This window comes from Gordonibacter sp. RACS_AR68, assembly GCF_030418485.1.
Lineage (GTDB): Bacteria > Actinomycetota > Coriobacteriia > Coriobacteriales > Eggerthellaceae > Gordonibacter > Gordonibacter urolithinfaciens.
Genome location: NZ_JAIPUP010000004.1, coordinates 166,378 through 184,104 on the forward strand (window position 1 = coordinate 166,378; position 17,727 = coordinate 184,104).

The following is a 17,727-nucleotide window of genomic DNA, read 5'->3' on the forward strand; positions in this document are numbered from 1 at the left end:
TTTTACCGACCAGCCGATCCATGGTGCAGATTGTGAAGCGGGCGGGCGGCTTGGCGCCGCCCGCCGAGAGAGGGAGCGGCGGGAGCGGAAAGCCGCACCCGCCGCAGCGCCTTCCCGCCGCGAGGCTATTTCGCGAAGATCACCATCTTGTCCTTCGCGGCCGCCTTCGCCTTGGCGGCGAGCTCCTCCAGCGTGCCGTAGACCATGACGCCGGCCTGGCAGTGGTGCACGCAGGTGGGAAGCTTGCCGGCCTCCACGCGCACGGCGCACAGGTCGCACAGGTGCGTGGGCACGGGCAGGTGGTCGTACTCCCACACGCCGTCGGAGCACTGGCGCGGGCCGTCCTGCACGATCTTGATGCCGAAGTCGCCCTTGGGCAGGTCGTGCTCCTTCTTGCAGGCCACCTCGCAGGCGTGGCAACCCGAGCAGTACTGGTAGTCGATCAGAAGGCCGTATTCGCCGATGTTTGCCATGAGTACCTCCTCCTTACTTGTTCTGGTCGTAGAAGCTCGGCGTGTCGCTCTTGTGCGACGGGCCGTGCGTGTAGCCGTTCGTGGCCGTCACCTGGTAGGTGGGCTGGTCCTCGGGCGCGCTGTTCTCGGGCGTGCAGGGGTACACCTTCGCCATGCCGCACTTGATGGGCGCGCCGTAGCCGCTGTCGCCGTTCTCGCACATGGGAATGAGGTTGTTCGGGTTGCAGTCGAACACGCCGAACAGGCTCGGCTCGGCCGCCTCCTGCTCGGGGAACCACCAGCCGTGCTCGGTGGACACCACGCGCTCATCGAGCGTGGCGTTCAGGCGCACGACCTGGCGGCACTTGCCCATCTGGTTCTCGATCCAGGCCCACTCGCCCTCGTGCAGCCCGTACTTCGCCGCCGTGTCGGGGTGGATGTCGAAGTACGGCACCGGGTGCAGCTCGCGCGAGGTGGTGTTCGCCTGGCGCCACTCGGAGTGGAAGAACTCGAAGGAGCGCTTGCCCGTGGTGAGCACGAGCGGGTACTCCTCGGCGAGCTCCGGCGTTGCCACGGGGCTGGTGGGCGGCTCCTCGTAGTACGGCAGCGCGTCCACGCCCCAGCTGTCGAACAGGCTGATGTAGAACTCGTAGCGGCCCGTGGGCGTCATGAAGCCGGGCTGGCCGTCGGGGCGCAGCAGGCCCTTCTCGTACTTGTAGTAGCGGAAGTCGTTGTAGATCATGCCCGCATGCTCGTTCTCCAGCTCCTCCATGGTGAAGCCGCAATTGCCCACCTGCAGGCGCCAGTTCATGTAGTCGCGGGGCTCCTTGACCCACTCCGGCCACGCATCGGGATTGAGGCGGTGGCCCAGATCGATCATGATCTGCTCGTCCTCCTTCGCCTCGTAGAAGCTGGAGCACTTCGTGAGCGAGCGGACCGGATCGAACCACACGCGGATGCAGTCGCGCTCGTTGGACATGGCGCAGGGCAGCAGGAGGTCGGCGCATGCTACGGCGAACGGGGTCTTGAACAGGTCGACCACGCAGATGAACGGGACGTTCTTCATGGCGCGGTAGATGCGCGGGGCGTCCTGGCCCATGTTCGTGATGGGGTTGGAGGACTGGATCCACAGCATGTTCACCGGGCGCGGATCGCCCTTCTCGTCGAGGCCGGTCTCGCATGCCACGAGGATGCAGTCGGACTGCGACGACGCCGTGAAGCCGTACTTCTTCAGGTTGTACTTGGAGTTGCCCAGGCGCTTCTCGACCATGCCCTCCTTCAGGTACTCGATGCCGGAGTTGTAGCCGAACTCCAGGCCGCAGGCCTGGTCGATGAGGATGTTGCCGCCGGGGTTGTCGATGTTGCCCGTGATGCCGGCCAAACACGCGATGGCATGGGCCGTAGGGGTGCCGATCTTGGACATGTCCACCGCAAGGCCCCACTGGATGGTGGAGGGGTGCGCCTTGGCGTAGAAACGTGCGGCCTCCACGATAAGCTCGGGCTCGACCCAGCAGATCTCGGCCACCTTCTCAACCGGATAGTCTTTCACGCGCTCGGCGAGCGCCTCGTAGCCGTAGGTCCACTTGTCGATGAAGTCGTGGTCCACGAGGTCCTCGCCGATGATGACGTTCATCATGCCGAGGGCGAGCGCCGCGTCGGTGCCGGGGCGCAGGCGCAGCCAGTACTTCGACTTGGAGGCGATCCACGTGAGCTGCGGGTCGATGGTCACGAGCTCGCTGCCGCGCTTCATGGCCTCCACGATCCAGTGGCCGAGGAAGGCGTCGGAGTTGCACACCACCGGGTTCGTGCCCCAGATGACGATGCACTCGGGAATCTGCCACTCGGGGTCGTTCTCGTAGCGGTCGGGGCGGAACTGGCTCATGTCTGCCACCCACTGGTTGCCCATGACCACGTAGCAGAGCGCCGTGCGGGGCAGCATGCACGAGTCGCCCGACAGGAAGCAGAGCGTGAGGTCGGGGCCGCCGAAGTTAGCGTACTGGTTGTGCGCGATAACCTGCGATACGTTGCGGCCGGTGCCGATCATGGAGATGATGGACTCGGGGCCGTCCTTCTCCTGGAACGCGCGCACCTTCTCCTCGATGAGGTCGTAGGCCTCGTCCCAGCTCACGCGCTCCCACTTGTCCTCGCCGCGCTCGCCTGCGCGCTTCAGGGGGTAGCGCAGGCGCTCCTCGTGGTTCACGAGCTCGGGCAGCTCCAGGCAGCGCATGCAGAGGCGCCCCTGGTTGAACGGGCTGTTGGGGTCGCCCTCCACCTTCACGAGCTTGCCGTCGTCGTCCGTGTAGAAGATGACCTGGCATCCCTCGTGGCAGCCCGGGCCCGACCACATGGTCGTGCGCGTGGCGGTGAGGTCGCCTTCCTTCCAGTGCAGCTTCTTCGGGTACAGGTCAAGGTTGTACTCGTTGTTGTACTCCATACCTATTCCTCTCTTCCCTCGTCCTTTGGGTCTCCGAACGCCGGGTGGAACCGGCCGCTCGTCGAATACCGCCATTCTAGGGAGCGGGCCTGCGGCCGCGAAACGGAGGAAGTTCCAAAAACTCGGGCGAACTTTTGGAACATCCTCTATAGGCCGCCGATCGGGGCGTTTTCTATACTGCAAAGCGTGGCGAACCTATCGGGCGCTGTGGACGCGATGTGCGTCATGCCTGATGAGAGTATTAGCCGCTGGTGGTTTAACCCGGGCTTGGACAAGCGCGGACGAACCGCCGAACTGTCGGGATCAATCGGGAAAGAGGTTGAGAGACCATGTGCTTCAGACCAACGGCCGTCGAACTGAACAAGAAATGCCCCGAGTGCGGGCGCTCGTGCGAACCGAACCTGTCCGCCTGCCCCGACTGCGGCGCCGCACTGCCCGCCGGGCCGTCCGCCCCGGGCGCTCCCGGTGCACCCGGGGCTCCTGGGGCTCCGGCAGCGCCGGGAGCGCCCAAGCCGCCCGCCGCGCCCGGAATGCCGAAGGCGCCGGGGCAGAACTAGCGCGCAGAGCTCGCGCCAAAGATCCCAACCGATGGCCTTTTCGTAGGGCAGGGGCTCTGCCCTTGCCGTCTTACGGGCAACCCTCCCGTTAGACGGGGAGAGGCGCGAGCTAGCGCAGGGTGCGGCCGCAAGCGGCCGCACGGGGAATCGACCAGCAAGGAGAGGAACATGGGAGAGAAAAGCAAGACCGGCAACGCCTGGGTGAACTTCATCCTCATCTTCGTCATGGGGGCCATCTTCGCCATCGGGTTCTTCAAGGTGCCGCCCGCCATGGGCAGCCTCATGGAGTACTTCCAGTGCGGCCTGGGCGAGGCGGGCTGGTTCATGTCGGCGTGCTCCGTGGCCGGCACCGTCATCGCGTTCGCAACCGGCGCCATCCAGACGAAGATCGGGCCGAAGGGCATGCTCATCGCCGCGCTGGTGTGCATGGCGCTCGACTCGCTCGTGGGCGTGCTCGCGCCGAACGTCGAGGTGTTCATCGCATCGCGCTTCATCGGCGGCTTGGGCAACGGCTTTCTGGCCACGGCCGGCCCCACGCTCATCGCGCTCTTGTTCAAGGATCCTGAGAAGCGCGGCCTGCCGAACTCCATCTGGGCCTGCTGGACCGCGGCCGGCTCGCTCATCATGCTGAACTCCTACGCGTTCATCTTGGGCGCCACCGGCAGCTGGCAGGGCGTGTGGTGGGTGTGCCTGGCCATCGTGGTGGTTGGCCTCGTGCTCACCGTGTTCGGCATCCGCGTCGACCATGCCGCGGAGATGCAGATGGTGGCCGCCGGCGGCGACGTCAAGCCGTGGGCCGGCCTCACGTCCCTGAACTCGTGGCTGCTCGTGATCGTGTTCGCCTGCTTCGCGTTCATCTTCTCGGTATGGTCGGCCATGGCGCCCACCTACCTGCAGACACCGCTCGTGGGCATGGACATGGCCGCCGCGAACTCCGTGTCGTCCATCACCACCATCACCGGCATCGTGGGCTCGCTCATCATCGGCGTGGTGCTCACGAAGGTGAGGAACCAGCCGCTCGTGCTCGTGGGCACCATGGTGCTCTGCACCGTGGCCGGCGTGATCCAGTTCGTGTTCACCGGCCAGGCGGCTATCATCGTGGTAGCTGTGCTCGTGGGCCTGTTCACGAACATCGTGCCGCCCGCGCTGTTCTCGAACGCACAGTGGGCCGCGAAGACCCCGGCCGGCGTGGCGCTGGTCATGGCCGCGCTGCCCATCGGCTCGAACTTCGGCGGCATCCCCGCCGCCCCCATCGCCGGCGCCATCGTGGAGTCAACGGGCAGCTGGGCCATGGTGGCCGTGCCGCTGGGCATCGTGGGCGCCGTCGGACTGGTGTGCGCCGTCGTGTTCATGGTGCGCTGCAGCAAGTACGCGGTAGGAGCTGCGAAGTCCGGCAGCGACGCGCAGTAGGGCAGCGCTTGCCGGGGAAGCGCGAAACGCTCCCCTTCCATCCCCGACGTTTCGCGGGTCCCGGCGCCTCCCCTGGACGCCGCAACCGCCGAAACCAGAGCGGGCCGCAGGTTCAACCTGCGGCCCGCTTGCACTGGGGGCTCGCACAACGCGTCCCCAACGCGCCGGGACACTCCTTCGCTCGGCGGCACGCTCCGGACAGCATCGCTATCGGCAGGCTTGGACTCCTTGGTATAATGCGGTAAACACGTTTTCCGCGAAAGGCCGTCCATGAAGCTGAGCCTTCACACTATCGAGCACGAGCTGGGAGCTGCGGTCGCAGGTTCGAGCATCGCATCGGACGCCTGCGAGCCAGCCCTCGAGTACCCAGCCCTCTTCAACGCGAGCGAGCACCGACTCTTCGAGCACATCGCTTACGTGGCCTCTTCGGACGATATCGACGCGTCGAAGGAGAAGATCAGGCGCCAGCTGAGTCGCAACCCCCATCTCACCCTTGCATTCATATGCCTGGGCGAACCGCCGGCGTTCTGCCTCGAGGCGAAAAACTGCGACATCCTCTGGGTCCACGACAGGCAAAACGAGAGCAGGGCGTTCAACGCCGTCCAAGAGGCGTTCCAGAGGTTCAATGCCTGGGAGCGCGAGCTCGGCATGATCGTGGAGCAGGGCGGCGAGCTGCCTGGACTCGTGAACGCGAGCCTGAAGGTATTCAAGAACGACATCTGCATCACCGACCCGTTCAGCCGCGTGCTCGCGCATCGCGTGTTCCGAAACGTCCGCTTCCCTCGAGAGCAGACCGACCTCATAAAAGAGGGGGCGTACCTTCCGAAGGGCATGCTCTTCGACGGCGTGCGCGACGAGCAGGACGGCGAGAACTTCACCTCCCCGCTTCCCACCTTCTCCACCATGCAGGCGTTCGACTGCACGGTGCTCCGATCGACCATCGGCCTGTCGCCCGAGTACGCTATCGTGCTGTCCATCCACCCCAACTTCCAACCAGTCGGCAAGAAGGACTGCGCCCCGGCGCTCACGCTGGCGTCCGCCATAGAGCGGCTCTATCGGGCGAGCAGCGCAACCGGTGGAAGCCGGCCGTTCATCAACGCGCATTCCTCGCTGAAGTCGCTCATCTTGGGCCGCCAAGTCTCCGACGCCGACCTCGTACAGAGCGCGATAGCGCAGGGATGGAGCCAGGATGCCGACGAGTACCAGTGCCTCTGCATCGATTTCGCCTCTTCCCTGCAGGTTCAGGACTGCTGCTTCATGCGGCCCTACGCCGCGGTATGCAGCCGACTGCAAGCCACGTTCGACTGCGTCGCCTTCGTCGTGGAGAACCGCATCGTCGCTGCGCTGAACCGTTCCCGCATGGAGGTGGAGGACGATCGGCTCGCCGACGACCTCGGACGCTTCGCCGAGGACCATCACCTTATCATCGGCTCGAGCGCTCCCTACCTCGGTCTGCGCAGCCTGCGCGACAGCTACCGCCAGGCGTTCGCCGCCCTGCGCATGGGCTACGTAGGCGGCAACGAAGGACTCGTGCCCTTCCCTGCCCATGCACTGGAAATAGGCATGAACTTCATCATGAAGGAGATGGCGCCCGAGCGCTTCTGCCCGAAGGAGCTGCTCGAGCTCGCCCAGCAAGACCACGACCTGTTCGTCGCGCTCAAAACGTACCTGCTGTCGAACTGCAATTCAAGCGAGGCAGGCAAGCGCCTCTCCCTGCAGCGCAACAGCTTCGTCTACCGCTTGGAGAAAGCCCGCAGGCTGCTGGGACTCGACTTGGATGATCCCGACACACGGCTCTTGCTGCTTATATCGTTCAAGCTCATCGACCTGTACGGCCTGTCCAACATCGAGCCCCTCGCGCAACCGAGGGGCTGAGCGCGCCGCACCTCATTCCCGCTCGCCCACAAGCTCGATGTCGAACGCCAGCTCCTTGCCGGCCAGCGGATGGTTGAAGTCGACGCGCGCCATGCCCTCGCGCACCTCGAGCACTTTGGCCGGAAAGCGCAGCCCCTCTTCGGTGACGAAATAGAAGAGCCTGCCCACCTCGATGTCCTTCGCGTTGGGAATGGCGTACATAGGCGCCAGCTCCACTTTCTCCTCGATGCGCTCCCCGAAGGCATCGCATGCGGGCATGACGACGTGCCGGGACTCGCCCACCTTCATGGACGCCACCGCCTCGTCGAACCCGTGGATGACCTCACCCGAGCCCACGACGAATTCCAGCGGTTCCTTGCCCTCGGTGCTGTCGAACACCGTCCCGTCTGCCAGCGTGCCGCGGTAGCGGACCCGAGCGGTCTTGCCATAGCTCGTCATCATGCGCTCCTTGTCGCGAGGAGGGACCGGCCTTCGCGCGTCTCGCCGCTTCCGGTCCCTCGGCTTTCCTTCCTTGCGCCTTTCGTAAGACGCTAGCAGACCGTGCCCGCCTTCGGCACGAAGACGGCGAACTTGGTCGAACCATCGAAGTTGCGCACGAGCTCGTCGACGGGACCATAGCGCATGGCAAGGCTCTGGCAGTGCTTCACGCACAACGGCTTCTTGCCCTTGGCGGTGCGCTCGGCGCACAGGTCGCACTGGTCGGTGGGCACCGGGACGAAATCGTACTGGTACGCGTCGCCGTCGATCTGCCAAGGTCCGATCTTCTGCAACTTGATGCCCCAGCGGTCGACCGGCAAGCCGTGCTCCATCTGGCACGAAACCTCGCACGAATGGCAGCCCGTGCAGAACTCGTAGTTGATCAGCAGGCCGTATGCCTTGTCGTCAGCCATTTACACCAGCTCCTCGTTCATCGCGAAACGCTTCGCGATCTCGTCCATGTCGGTATCGCCAATAGCCTCGTCCGGCGCGCATTTGCGCACGCGGCACATATGCGACTTACAGTTGTTTCCGAACCCGCTCTCCCCGCAACCCGCCTCCACGATGACGTTCGGGTTGGAGAGGTACGTGCCGTAGCAACCGCCGCCCTCGTCCTCGGGGTTCTTCTCGGGGAACCACCATGCGTGGTCGAGCGAGATGGTAGACGGGTCGAGCACGGGCGAGACGTTGGCCTTGAGCTGCACGCGCCCTAGATGGTTCTCGATCCAGCACCAGTCGCCCTGCCTGATGCCGTACTCCTCGGCAGTCTCGGGCGCTATCTCGAACTCAGGGTTCGGATGCAGTGCGCGCAGATGCGGGATCTGGCGGTGCTCCGAATGGAACGAGGCCCATTGGCGCGCGCCCGTGGTCATGATGAGCGGATAACGGGAAAGGTAGTCGTCCTTGTCGAAACGCTCGGGCACCTGGTTGGGACTGTAGGGTGGCTCGGCGTAGTGCGGGACCGGACGCTGCCCCCATTGCCCGAAGAGCGTCGAGTACAGCTCAATGCGGCCGGTGGGCGTGTTGAACCCGGGCTTTCCATCGGGGCGCTGCTCGCCCGTGCGGAACTTCTCGTAATGGTACTCGGGATAGATCCAGTTCTCGGCACGCGCCTCCTCGAATGTCATGCCCGTTTCCTTCATGGTGAAGGTGAAGAATTCCTCGAGCGTCTCGCCCGGCCACATCTCGGCATTCCATTGGCGTCCGAGCTCCCAGCAAATCTCCATGTCGGACTTGCTCTCGCCCAGCGCCTCGCAGGCCTTGTTCGTGGTCTGCACGTGGTAGTAGATCGAGCGTATGCCGTTGCGCTCGGGATACATGCATACGGGCAGGAACACGTCGCAGCACGCCTGGGCGGTCGGGGTCATGAACGGATCGACCATGACGTTGAACTCTGCGTTCTTGTAAGCCTGCTCCATGCGCGTGTTCGGCTCCTGCGCCGTGCAGGAGAGCGGATTCGTGGATTGTATCCAGTTGGCGCGGATCTTGTAGGGACGGCTCGTGAGCATCTGGTCGACCGTCATGTCGGCTTGCGTGAGCACCACGCCGGAATACTTCAGCGCGGGGAAATCCTCGCCTCCGATACGCTGCCGCTGCTCTTCGGGTGTCAGGCACTCGGCAGGATCGGGAGGGTTCCACGTTTGGATATTGAAGGGCTGGTGCACCGTCACCATGCCGCCGGGGATGTCGATCTGCCCGGTGATGGACCACAGGTCGATGACGGCGGCCGACCCGGCAAGGCACTCCATGGTCATGTCGAGCGCGAGGCCCCACTGCACGGCCGTGGGCTTCTCGGCCATCATGCGCGCGGCTTGGGCGATCTTCTCCTCGGGCAGCCACGTGACCTCCGCCGCACGCTCGAGCGTCCATTCGCGCGTCGCCTCGTAGTACTCTTCGAAGCCGTAGCACCACCGCTCCACGAACTCGTGGTCGTAGAGGTCCTCCTCCACGATGAACTTCCCCATGGCGAGCGCGAGCGCGGCATCGGTGCCGCATCGGATCTGCAGCCAGAGGTCGGCGCGTGCGGCGAGCCACGTGAGCTTGGGATCGATGACCACGAGCTTGCTGCCGCGCTTCATGCAGTCCACGATCCAATGGCCCAAGTTGCCGTCGGCGTTCGACACGAGCGGGTTGTTGCCCCAGATGAATATGTTCTTGGGCGGCACCCAGCCTTCGTGGTCGTAACGGTCGTAGTGGTTCTGCGAGCAGTCGGGAACCGTATAGGTCCCCATGAGCACGTTGGAAGCGCCCACGCGCGGCACGTAGCAGCTGTTGCCCGACAGCATGTAGGCGTACTGCACCGAGCCGAACGCGTACTGCAGGCGCGTCATGTAGGGCGCGGTTCCGCGGCCGGTGCCCAAATGGAACACGACGGCCTTTGCGCCGGACTCGGCCTTGATGGCATCGAACTTCTCCTTGATGAGGGCGTAGGCCTCGTCCCAGGTGATGCGCTCCCACTTGTCGGCCTTTCCGCGGTCCCGCGGGTCGCGTCGCATGGGATAGAGCACGCGATCCGGGTGGTACACGGCCTCCTTGAGCGCGATGCAGCGAGCGCAGAGGCGGCCTTGGTAATAGGGGCTCTCCTCGTCGCCTTCCACCTTGACGAACGCGCCGGTCTCCTTGTCGGTATAGACGATGACGCCGCAGCCGTCATGGCAACCGGGTGCCGCCCACGCCCCCGTGCGCGTGGCTACCAGGTCGCCCTCCTCCCACTGCCAAGGCAGGTCGCCCCCGGTGTACTTGACCGGAGGCTCGCGGAAGAAGTCAGGGCGCACCTCGTTGGTCCCGCCCTGCTCGACTTCCATGTCGATGCGTTTTACCATTCCTCGCTCCTCTCGATGAGCCCGTCCTGCCAAGGGCGCGCCCCCAACGCTCGAAGGCGCGAAGAGGGCTTGCCCTTCCGCTGCGCAGAATACGGGTAAAAAAGTAAGTTCTGAAGGGACGAGAGGCTGTTTCGGAGTGCTGTTTCACCGTCACGCCCCAGGTCGCAGGCTCTGGGAAACTTACCTGCCCCTCCGTACCATGGCCTGATCGTCCCCCAACAAGAGAGGAGCATGAAATGGCATTCCATTTCAAGGACAATCCCGCGCCCAAGAAAACCGTCCTCGAGGACGGTACGGAGGTCATCCGCACCTGCGCCTGGTCGCCGCCGGGCTGCCATGCGGTGGGCTGCGGCATTCGCCTGTTCGTGAAGGACGGCGAGCTGGTAAAGGTGGAGGGAGATCCCGACCACCAGCTGACACAGGGGCGGCTCTGCCCCCGCTGCCTGGCACTCAAGGAGGCCGTGTACCACCCCGACCGTATCCGCTATCCCATGAAGCGAGCCCGCGAGGACCGAGGCCTCGACAAATGGGAGCGCATCTCGTGGGACGAGGCCACCGACCTTATCGTCTCCAAGACGGAAGACATCCGCGCCCGTTACGGCTCGGAGGCTATCTGCGTGTACATGGGTACGGGCCGCGAGGCCGTGCGCTACGGCTTCACGCTCTCGTCGAAGGTGCTGCGTACGCCCAACAACTGCTACGCCCAGTCCGGCTGGTCCTGCATGGGCCCGCGCCAAACGGCCATGACCATGATGCTGGGAAGCGCCTACATCGAGCTCGACTACGGAGGCGGGTACGTCGATGTGTGGAACGACCCCGCATTCGTGGTTCCCGACTACGTTTTCTGCCTGGGCAAGGAGCCGCTCAAGTCGAACCCGGACGGCCTGTGGGGCCATGCCCTCATCGAGCTTATGAAGCGCGGCAGCAAGCTTATCATGGCAGACCCGCGTGTGAACTGGCTGGCCACACGCGCCGATCAGGTGCTGCAGGTGCTGCCCGGCACCGATGCGGCGCTGTGCCTGGCCATTCTCAACGTGCTGGTCGACGAGGACCTCGTGGACCACGACTTCATCGAGAAGTGGTGCTACGGCTATGACGAGCTGGTCGAGCGCGTGCAGGAGTATACACCCGAGTTCGCTGCCGCAACCTGCGGCATCTCGGCAGACGATATTCGCACATGCGCCCGAAAGCTCGGATACGACGGCGTGCATCATTGGAGCCTGCTCATGGGCGTGGCAGTCGACCAGAACCCGAACGGCTGCCAGGTCACGCAGTGCCTCATCGCCATGGCCGCCATCACCGGCAATCTCGATGTGCCGGGAGGAACCGTGGTGGGCGTGCAGATGCAGTTCGAGATGACCGGAGCCACAGACTTCATGAGCGAAGAGCTCAAGAACAAGTGCATCGGCTGGGACGTCTACCCCATAGTCAAGGTCCTACTGAACACCACCCATCCCGACATCACGCTCGAAGCGCTGGAGACAGGCCGACCCTACGAGTTGAAGATGGCCTGGCTCGACTCGACGAACCTGCTCTCCCCCACCTGCTCGGCTCAGCCCAAGCGGTGGCACGACGCGCTTATGAGAATGGAATTCACCGTGGCCAAGGAAATGTTCATGACCCCCACGGTCATGGCCTTGGCCGATGTGGTGCTGCCCCTGGCCACCTGGGCCGAGCACGACGGCATCGTCATGACGAACCAAGGCTGCCAGATGGGCATAGCCGGAGCCATCAACAAGGGCCTGCAGATGGGCGAGTGCAAATCCGACCTGGAAATGCTCATCCACTTCGGCAACGCTTTCTACGAGCGCGCCTATCACGAGGAGTACCCGTTCAGGACAGTGGAGGAGTACCTGGCCGACGACGTGGGTAAGATGGACACCACCTGGGAGGAGCTGTCCGAGAAGGTGGTGGCAACCAACGACATCGGCGGGTACCGGAAGCACGAACGCGGGCTCATCCGCGCCGACGGCCTGCCCGGCTTCCAGACCGCTACCGGGCGCGTGGAACTGTGGTCGACCGGCTACCAGTCGCTCGGCGACGACCCGCTGCCCTACTACTTCCCGCCCAAGCTGGGAGCCGAGGAACGTCCGGACCTGGCACGTGAGTACCCGCTCATGTGCACGACCGGCGCCCGTTACTTCGCCTCGTTCCACTCAGAGCACCGCCAGATTCCCAGCCTGCGCCAGCTCACCCCCGAACCTTACCTGGAGATACATCCGGAGACGGCAGCGGCCCTGGGCATCAAGTCGGGTGACGAGGTGACGATCGAGAACCCCTGGGGCTGCGCACACGAGAAAGCCAAGGTAACGCCCACCGTACGCAAGGACGTGGTGGCGGCCGCCCACGGCTGGTGGTACCCCGAGGAAGACGGCGAGGAGCCGCACCTGTTCGGGGTGTGGAAGTCTAACGTGAACAGCCTTGTCCCCCACCGCGTGCTCGGGAAAATGGGGTTCGGCGCCCCCTACAAGCAGGTGCCAGTGAAGGTGTACAAGACCCCGCACGAAGAATGCGTGCTCGGATAAGGAGGACCCCATGGGCAAGATCGGACTGATGATCGATTACGAATACTGCACCGGCTGCCAGAGCTGCGAGCTGGCCTGCAAGAACGAGCACGGCTTCCCCTTGGACAAGTGGGGCATCAAGATGATGGAATTCGGCCCGTTCGAGATGGAGGAAGGCAAGCTCGAGTGGAACTACCTCCCCTTCCCCACCAGCTACTGCGACCTCTGCGCCGAGCGCGTGAAGTCGGGCGGCATCCCAACCTGTGCATTGCACTGCCTCGCGAACGTCATAGAATGGGGGCCTGTGGACGAGCTCTCGAAAAAGCTCGAGGAGAAGGGCTCGAAGGCGGTGATCTTCCTGCCGTAGGGCCTTTCGCCTCCAACGCATAGGAGAGTTCCGAAGGCGGGCCATTTTGGCCCGCCTTCTTGATGAAAGAACTAGAGACCGCTCGCGATTTTGTTTGCTTGATTGTTGTAAGACATATTGATACTATCGTCTTACAATATTATCAACTCGTAGCAAGAGGAGCGACTCAATGGAAATGTCATCGGTAACTGTCCGCGTTGACGAGCAGACTAAGGAAGCCGCCGCCAGAATAGCGGAGGATTTCGGGTTCGACCTTTCTTCGGTCACGCGCGCGTTTTACCGCCAGATGGCCAGGGAACAGCGCATCCCCCTCAACCTTTCCTATCCTCAACCGAACAGGATATCGCTCGAGTCGATCAGCGAAGCCGAGGCTCTCTTAGCCAAGGGGACTTCGCGATTCAAAGACGCCGACGAGCTCTTCGGATCCCTGGGAATCTGATGGCGCTTTTACCTGAATACACACCAACGTTCGAAAGGGACGTGAAGCGCCTCAAGAGAAAATACGTCGAGCTGGAGCCGCTTAAAGACGTCATACGCCTCATATTGGAAAACTCATCTGAATCCCTTGAAGAATTGCGACGGCGCCACAACATGCACGACCTCAAGGGAGAATGGAAGGGCAGCTCGGAATGCCACATTGCCAATGCCGGCGACTGGCTGCTCGTCTGGCGGACGAACAGCAGGCTGGCTGTATTCCAGAGAACCGGCTCTCATGACGATATCTTCCGCTAGCGCAGGCTCTTCGACCTCTCCCAATCGCGAGAAGGCGAGGCTCATGCCCCGCCTTCTTTTTCACAACCGCCTCCTTGTTCTTGGGGCAGCTACACGGCCTCTTCCCCGGCCTTCATGGCGCTCGCCTTCTTGGCTACGTAGACGAGGCCTACGAGCACCAGGATGCCAACGGCTATATCGAAGATCCACACGGAGCTCATGATGGCGTCGGCACCCGCCACCAGGGAGACCACCTGGTCGATGGGAGAGGCCAGGAAGCCGCCGCCGTTCTGGAACACGTAGCTGAAGCCCATGACCGTGCCCACGATGGCAGGAGCGACAAAGGTGGACAACAGCATGGGGACGCCAACCGTCATGGTATTGGTGCCGAAGCCTGCCAAGACGATGGCGACGTAGAACAGCGGGACGTTGCCCGTCACATGCGCCGCGTACCACAGCACATAGCCCACGATGCCGACCACCCAGAACGCCGGGATGGCATACGCCTTGAGGAACTTGTAGGCAGGCCCGAACAGCAGGGCCGAGGCAATGGCACCGACCGAGAACAGCGAGAAGATGGTGCCGATCACGGCAGGGTTGTCCACGACTGCACCGATGGTGGCGCCGCCAAGGTTGAACAGCGACTGGCTCATGATGATGCCGCCCAGGAACAGCACGAGCAGCACCCAGCCGGAAACGGGGAGCTTGATCTTCACCTTCTCGCCCGACGCGTCGGTTGCGGGCACGGCCGGAACGTTCTTCGGCGTGAGCAGGAAGATGCACAGCACGAACGGCACGAGCGAGAACAGATAGATCCCCCAGGCCAGGTTCCAAGAGATGGCGCCCAGGATGCCGGCCACGTTCGTGGTGACGATCATGCCGACGTTGAACACCACGGACGCCACGCTCATCATGGTCGCGCGGACGGACTCCTTCTGGAACATGAGCGAGATCACGCCGAGCACGACCGGCATGAAGCAGCCGAGGCCCAAACCGAGTATCGCGCGCGTCACCAGGATGCCTTCCCACGGCAGCGCGGCGCCCAGGAAGGTGGGCACACCGCCCACGAACACGAGGGCCGTGGCGAGCAGAGCGCACGCGCGGTAGCTGAGCTTGCGCCCCGCCACCAGGCCGATGACGAACGCCGCCGGGATCTCGAGCAGGTTGGTGATGGACACCATATAGGAGATGGCGTTCGCGTCGACCCCGTAGGTGCTCATGAGGCCCGTAGAGGCCACGTTCACGGCGCTGTGCGTGGGCGCGATGAAGTACATGCACATGAGCGCGGCGAACACTCCTATCTGGCCGCCCGATATCTTCGTTTTCTCAGACATGGTTTCCCCTTTCGATGTGTCTGCCTGCACGGTACCGTGCAGTTCGAGTGTAAGAACTAAAAAGTAAGTTTTGAACGGCCAGCGAAGCTGATCCGAAACGGGCGCTCAAGGAACGAAGATGGAGGCCATCTTGCCCTTGTCGCTCAGCTTCGCGGCAAGCTCCTCCAGCGTGCCGTACTCCATGGCGCTCGCCAGGCAGTGGAGCACGCAGCTGGGCCGCTCGCCCGCCTCCACGCGATCGGCGCACAGGTCGCAGTACGACGTGGGCACGGGAACGTAGCGGTACTCCCAGTGCTTGCCGTCCATGAGCTTCCAAGGGCCCAGCTCCAGCACCTTGATTCCCCACTGCCCCAGCGGCAGGTCGTGCTCGTTCTTGCACGCCACCTCGCAGGAATGGCACCCGGTGCAGTACTCGTTGTCTATCAGAAGACCGTAGTGCGTCATGTCGCGCCTCCTTATTCCGCCCGGTAGACCTTGCAGGGCATGCTCTTGTAATGCGTTCCGAAGCCGAGCGGGCCGTTCTCCTCGTGGGGGACGAGCTGATTGGCGTTCACCTCGAATACGTCGAACAGGTTCTCGGGATCGGACTCGGGAAGCCACCAACCGTGGTCGCAGCTCACCACGCCCTCCTTCACGATGGGCGTGAGATGGGCAACCAGCTTCGCCCGGCCCAGATGGTTCTCCACGTAAACCCGGGCGCCCTCGGTTATGCCGAGCCTTCGCGCGGTCTCGGGATGCAGTTCCACGGTAGGCCAGGGATGGATCTCGCGCAGCGTCTCGATCTGACGGTTCTCGGAGTGGAACGAGGTGAAGCGGCGGGCACCCGTCGTGAGCGTCAGCGGGTAGGCTTTCGCGAGGTCAGGTCGCGATAAGGCGCTGAACTTTGGCTCGAGATAGTACGGCAGCGGGTCGTCGCCCAGGTTCTCGAGCACGGTCGAGTACAGCTCGATGCGGCCCGTGGGCGTGTTGAAGCCCGGCTGGCCGTCCGAGCGCAGCAGCCCCTTCTCGTACTTGCGGTACTCGATCTCGTACTGGCCGATGATCCGCTCGCTGAGCTCGCCGTACGTGGCATCCACGCCGCGCATCTTCGCCAGCTGGCCGTCGATGAAGTCCGACGGCGAGGCCCAACCGGGCTTCTCGCTCGCCGGGTACAGGCGGCGGTGCAGCTCGAGCATGATCTCCAGATCGGCACGGCATTCGCCCATCGGCTCCAGCACGGGCACGATGGCGCCCAGCTGTCCGGGCTGCGAGGCATTGTTGTTCGACACGTAGCCCTGCTTCTCGAAGAACGTGGCCGCCGGAAGCACGATGTCGGCAAGTCCCATGATGGTAGGGGTCATGAACAGGTCCGCGACGGCGATGAAGTCGATATCGCGCATAGCCTCGTACCACCGCTGGGGTTGCGGCACCATGCAGGCGAGCGTGTTGTGCCCGAACGCGTAGGCGAAGCGTATCTTGCAGGGCGCGCCCGTCTCCAGCGCGTCGAGCGTGGCGTCGGGATGGGTCGTGTTGACGATGGCGCTCATGGCCGGATAACGGTCGTGTCCGAGCGGCTCGACGCCCACGTTGCCGAACTTGGCGAGACCCTCCGGCTCGCCTGCCGCCTCGGCTGCCGGCGCATTCTCGGCCATGCCGGCGAAGATAGGGGGCAGGCCCATGAAGCAGCCGCCGGGCACGTCCATGTTGCCGGTTATGGCGAAGAGCGACAGCAGGGCATGGCCTATCTGGAGGGTGTTGGGGTTTTGGTCGACCGCGAGCCCCATGGAAAGCGACGAGGGGCTCTGGGCCACGCAGCGGGCCGCCGCCCTGATGTCGGCGGCATCCACCTCCGTGATCTCGGCGACGCGCTCGACCGGGTACGCGCGCACCCGGTCGGCAAGCTGCTCGAACCCGTAGCACCAGCGCTCGACGAAGTCGTGGTCGTAGAGGTCCTCGCCTATGACCACGTTCAGAAGCCCCAGCGCAAGGGCGCCATCGGTACCGGGCCGCAGCTGCAAGTGCACCTCGGCGCGCGTGGCAAGCCAGTTCACCCGCGGATCGGCCACCACGAGACGCGCGCCGCGCTTCATCATCTCCACGAGCGAGTGGCCGAACAGGCCGTCGGGGTTCGAGCGCAGCGGGTCGCGGCCCCATACCAGCACGTACTTCGGGCATTCCCAGCGAGGGTCGTCGTAGCGCTCGGGGAACCCGACGGCGTTGTCGGCCTCGATATAGGAGCTTCCCATGGTCCAGAGCATGGCGGCCATGCGCGGGACGATGCACGACCAGCCGCTGTTGGGATGCACGGCGTTGACTGTGCCGAACACGTCGTTGGCCATCTGGAAGTGTATCTGGCTCGCCTCTCGGCCCGTTCCGCACCACACGCTCACGGCGTCGATGCCGTGCTCGTCGACGGTGCTGCGGTAAGCCTCCACGATGGTCTCGAGTGCTTCGTCCCAGCTTATGCGCTCCCAGACGTCGCGGCCCCGGTCCTCGCGGGCACGCTTGAGCGGATGGAGGAGCCGGTCCTTGTGGTAGTAGTATTCCTTAGCCGTCAGGCAGCGCACGCACAGCCGGCCCTTGCTGATGGGGTTCTCCTCGTCGCCCTCCACCTTGACCAGCCTGCCGTCCCTCACGTGCACTTTGAGGCCGCAGCCCAGGTTATGGCAACCGATGCCGGCCGAGCACGTTCGGTACACCCGCGTGCCGTCCCCGAGCTCCGTGCACGCCGGCGAGGCGTGCTCGTTGAAATGCAGTGTTGGCATGATATCCTCCTTGATCGTGTCCGCTGTTGGAGCCTAGCAA

At 64.0% G+C, this 17,727-nt stretch carries 14 protein-coding genes; 6 read left to right on the forward strand and 8 right to left on the reverse strand.

Annotation, left to right across the window (positions count from 1 at the left end):
• Positions 1 to 125 precede the first annotated feature (125 nt).
• Complete coding sequence (locus tag K9U15_RS09975) at positions 126 to 473, reverse strand: oxidoreductase (RefSeq protein ID WP_096226972.1); 348 nt, start codon at positions 471 to 473, stop codon at positions 126 to 128.
• A 13-nt stretch (positions 474 to 486) separates the two neighbouring features.
• Positions 487 to 2,886 carry a molybdopterin-dependent oxidoreductase gene (locus K9U15_RS09980; protein ID WP_123673966.1) on the reverse strand — a complete coding sequence of 800 codons (2,400 nt, stop codon included), beginning with the start codon at positions 2,884 to 2,886 and terminating at the stop codon, positions 487 to 489.
• Between the two features lie 725 nt (positions 2,887 to 3,611).
• Here K9U15_RS09980 and K9U15_RS09985 point away from each other — a divergent pair.
• Both K9U15_RS09985 and K9U15_RS09990 read left to right on the forward strand, forming a co-directional pair.
• Complete coding sequence (locus tag K9U15_RS09985; RefSeq protein ID WP_301155996.1) at positions 3,612 to 4,853, forward strand: CynX/NimT family MFS transporter; 1,242 nt, start codon at positions 3,612 to 3,614, stop codon at positions 4,851 to 4,853.
• 270 nt (positions 4,854 to 5,123) lie between these two features.
• Entirely contained in the window at positions 5,124 to 6,728 is a 1,605-nt protein-coding gene (locus K9U15_RS09990) for a CdaR family transcriptional regulator (protein ID WP_301155998.1), read from the forward strand.
• Positions 6,729 to 6,740: 12 nt separating this feature from the next.
• Here the strand turns inward: K9U15_RS09990 and K9U15_RS09995 are convergent, their stop codons facing one another.
• The 3 genes from K9U15_RS09995 to K9U15_RS10005 form a co-directional block, all read right to left on the reverse strand.
• Complete coding sequence (locus tag K9U15_RS09995; RefSeq protein WP_301155999.1) at positions 6,741 to 7,169, reverse strand: peptidylprolyl isomerase; 429 nt, start codon at positions 7,167 to 7,169, stop codon at positions 6,741 to 6,743.
• 89 nt (positions 7,170 to 7,258) lie between these two features.
• On the reverse strand, positions 7,259 to 7,618 hold the full coding sequence (locus K9U15_RS10000; RefSeq protein ID WP_301156001.1) for an oxidoreductase: 360 nt from the start codon (positions 7,616 to 7,618) through the stop codon (positions 7,259 to 7,261).
• On the reverse strand, positions 7,619 to 10,027 hold the full coding sequence (locus tag K9U15_RS10005; protein ID WP_301156003.1) for a molybdopterin-dependent oxidoreductase: 2,409 nt from the start codon (positions 10,025 to 10,027) through the stop codon (positions 7,619 to 7,621).
• A gap of 236 nt (positions 10,028 to 10,263) precedes the next feature.
• Between K9U15_RS10005 and K9U15_RS10010 the strand changes: the two genes are divergently transcribed.
• From K9U15_RS10010 to K9U15_RS10025, 4 genes are all read left to right on the forward strand, one after another.
• Complete coding sequence (locus tag K9U15_RS10010; RefSeq protein WP_301156004.1) at positions 10,264 to 12,552, forward strand: molybdopterin-dependent oxidoreductase; 2,289 nt, start codon at positions 10,264 to 10,266, stop codon at positions 12,550 to 12,552.
• A gap of 10 nt (positions 12,553 to 12,562) precedes the next feature.
• Positions 12,563 to 12,898 (forward strand): oxidoreductase, encoded by a 336-nt coding sequence (locus K9U15_RS10015; protein ID WP_301156005.1) that lies wholly within the window; start codon positions 12,563 to 12,565, stop codon positions 12,896 to 12,898.
• Positions 12,899 to 13,067: 169 nt separating this feature from the next.
• Positions 13,068 to 13,337 (forward strand): type II toxin-antitoxin system RelB/DinJ family antitoxin, encoded by a 270-nt coding sequence (locus K9U15_RS10020; RefSeq protein ID WP_301156006.1) that lies wholly within the window; start codon positions 13,068 to 13,070, stop codon positions 13,335 to 13,337.
• The gene (locus tag K9U15_RS10025; protein ID WP_301156007.1) at positions 13,337 to 13,630 is read left to right on the forward strand and encodes a type II toxin-antitoxin system YafQ family toxin; all 294 of its coding nucleotides are present in this window, start codon (positions 13,337 to 13,339) and stop codon (positions 13,628 to 13,630) included. Before K9U15_RS10020 ends, K9U15_RS10025 begins: the two co-directional genes overlap by 1 nt.
• A gap of 89 nt (positions 13,631 to 13,719) precedes the next feature.
• Here the strand turns inward: K9U15_RS10025 and K9U15_RS10030 are convergent, their stop codons facing one another.
• From K9U15_RS10030 to K9U15_RS10040, 3 genes are all read right to left on the reverse strand, one after another.
• Positions 13,720 to 14,943: an MFS transporter gene (locus K9U15_RS10030; protein ID WP_301156009.1), complete on the reverse strand. Its 1,224-nt coding sequence runs from the start codon at positions 14,941 to 14,943 to the stop codon at positions 13,720 to 13,722.
• A gap of 105 nt (positions 14,944 to 15,048) precedes the next feature.
• Complete coding sequence (locus tag K9U15_RS10035; RefSeq protein WP_227155288.1) at positions 15,049 to 15,387, reverse strand: 4Fe-4S dicluster domain-containing protein; 339 nt, start codon at positions 15,385 to 15,387, stop codon at positions 15,049 to 15,051.
• Between the two features lie 11 nt (positions 15,388 to 15,398).
• Positions 15,399 to 17,687 carry a molybdopterin-dependent oxidoreductase gene (locus K9U15_RS10040; RefSeq protein ID WP_301156010.1) on the reverse strand — a complete coding sequence of 763 codons (2,289 nt, stop codon included), beginning with the start codon at positions 17,685 to 17,687 and terminating at the stop codon, positions 15,399 to 15,401.
• Positions 17,688 to 17,727: the final 40 nt, after the last annotated feature.

Coding starts and splice junctions, on each gene's coding strand:
- K9U15_RS09975 (WP_096226972.1), bottom strand. CDS start 473: ATGGCAAACATCGGCGAATACGGCCTTCTGATCGACTACCAGTACTGC.
- K9U15_RS09980 (WP_123673966.1), bottom strand. CDS start 2,886: ATGGAGTACAACAACGAGTACAACCTTGACCTGTACCCGAAGAAGCTG.
- K9U15_RS09985 (WP_301155996.1), top strand. CDS start 3,612: ATGGGAGAGAAAAGCAAGACCGGCAACGCCTGGGTGAACTTCATCCTC.
- K9U15_RS09990 (WP_301155998.1), top strand. CDS start 5,124: ATGAAGCTGAGCCTTCACACTATCGAGCACGAGCTGGGAGCTGCGGTC.
- K9U15_RS09995 (WP_301155999.1), bottom strand. CDS start 7,169: ATGATGACGAGCTATGGCAAGACCGCTCGGGTCCGCTACCGCGGCACG.
- K9U15_RS10000 (WP_301156001.1), bottom strand. CDS start 7,618: ATGGCTGACGACAAGGCATACGGCCTGCTGATCAACTACGAGTTCTGC.
- K9U15_RS10005 (WP_301156003.1), bottom strand. CDS start 10,027: ATGGTAAAACGCATCGACATGGAAGTCGAGCAGGGCGGGACCAACGAG.
- K9U15_RS10010 (WP_301156004.1), top strand. CDS start 10,264: ATGGCATTCCATTTCAAGGACAATCCCGCGCCCAAGAAAACCGTCCTC.
- K9U15_RS10015 (WP_301156005.1), top strand. CDS start 12,563: ATGGGCAAGATCGGACTGATGATCGATTACGAATACTGCACCGGCTGC.
- K9U15_RS10020 (WP_301156006.1), top strand. CDS start 13,068: ATGGAAATGTCATCGGTAACTGTCCGCGTTGACGAGCAGACTAAGGAA.
- K9U15_RS10025 (WP_301156007.1), top strand. CDS start 13,337: ATGGCGCTTTTACCTGAATACACACCAACGTTCGAAAGGGACGTGAAG.
- K9U15_RS10030 (WP_301156009.1), bottom strand. CDS start 14,943: ATGTCTGAGAAAACGAAGATATCGGGCGGCCAGATAGGAGTGTTCGCC.
- K9U15_RS10035 (WP_227155288.1), bottom strand. CDS start 15,387: ATGACGCACTACGGTCTTCTGATAGACAACGAGTACTGCACCGGGTGC.
- K9U15_RS10040 (WP_301156010.1), bottom strand. CDS start 17,687: ATGCCAACACTGCATTTCAACGAGCACGCCTCGCCGGCGTGCACGGAG.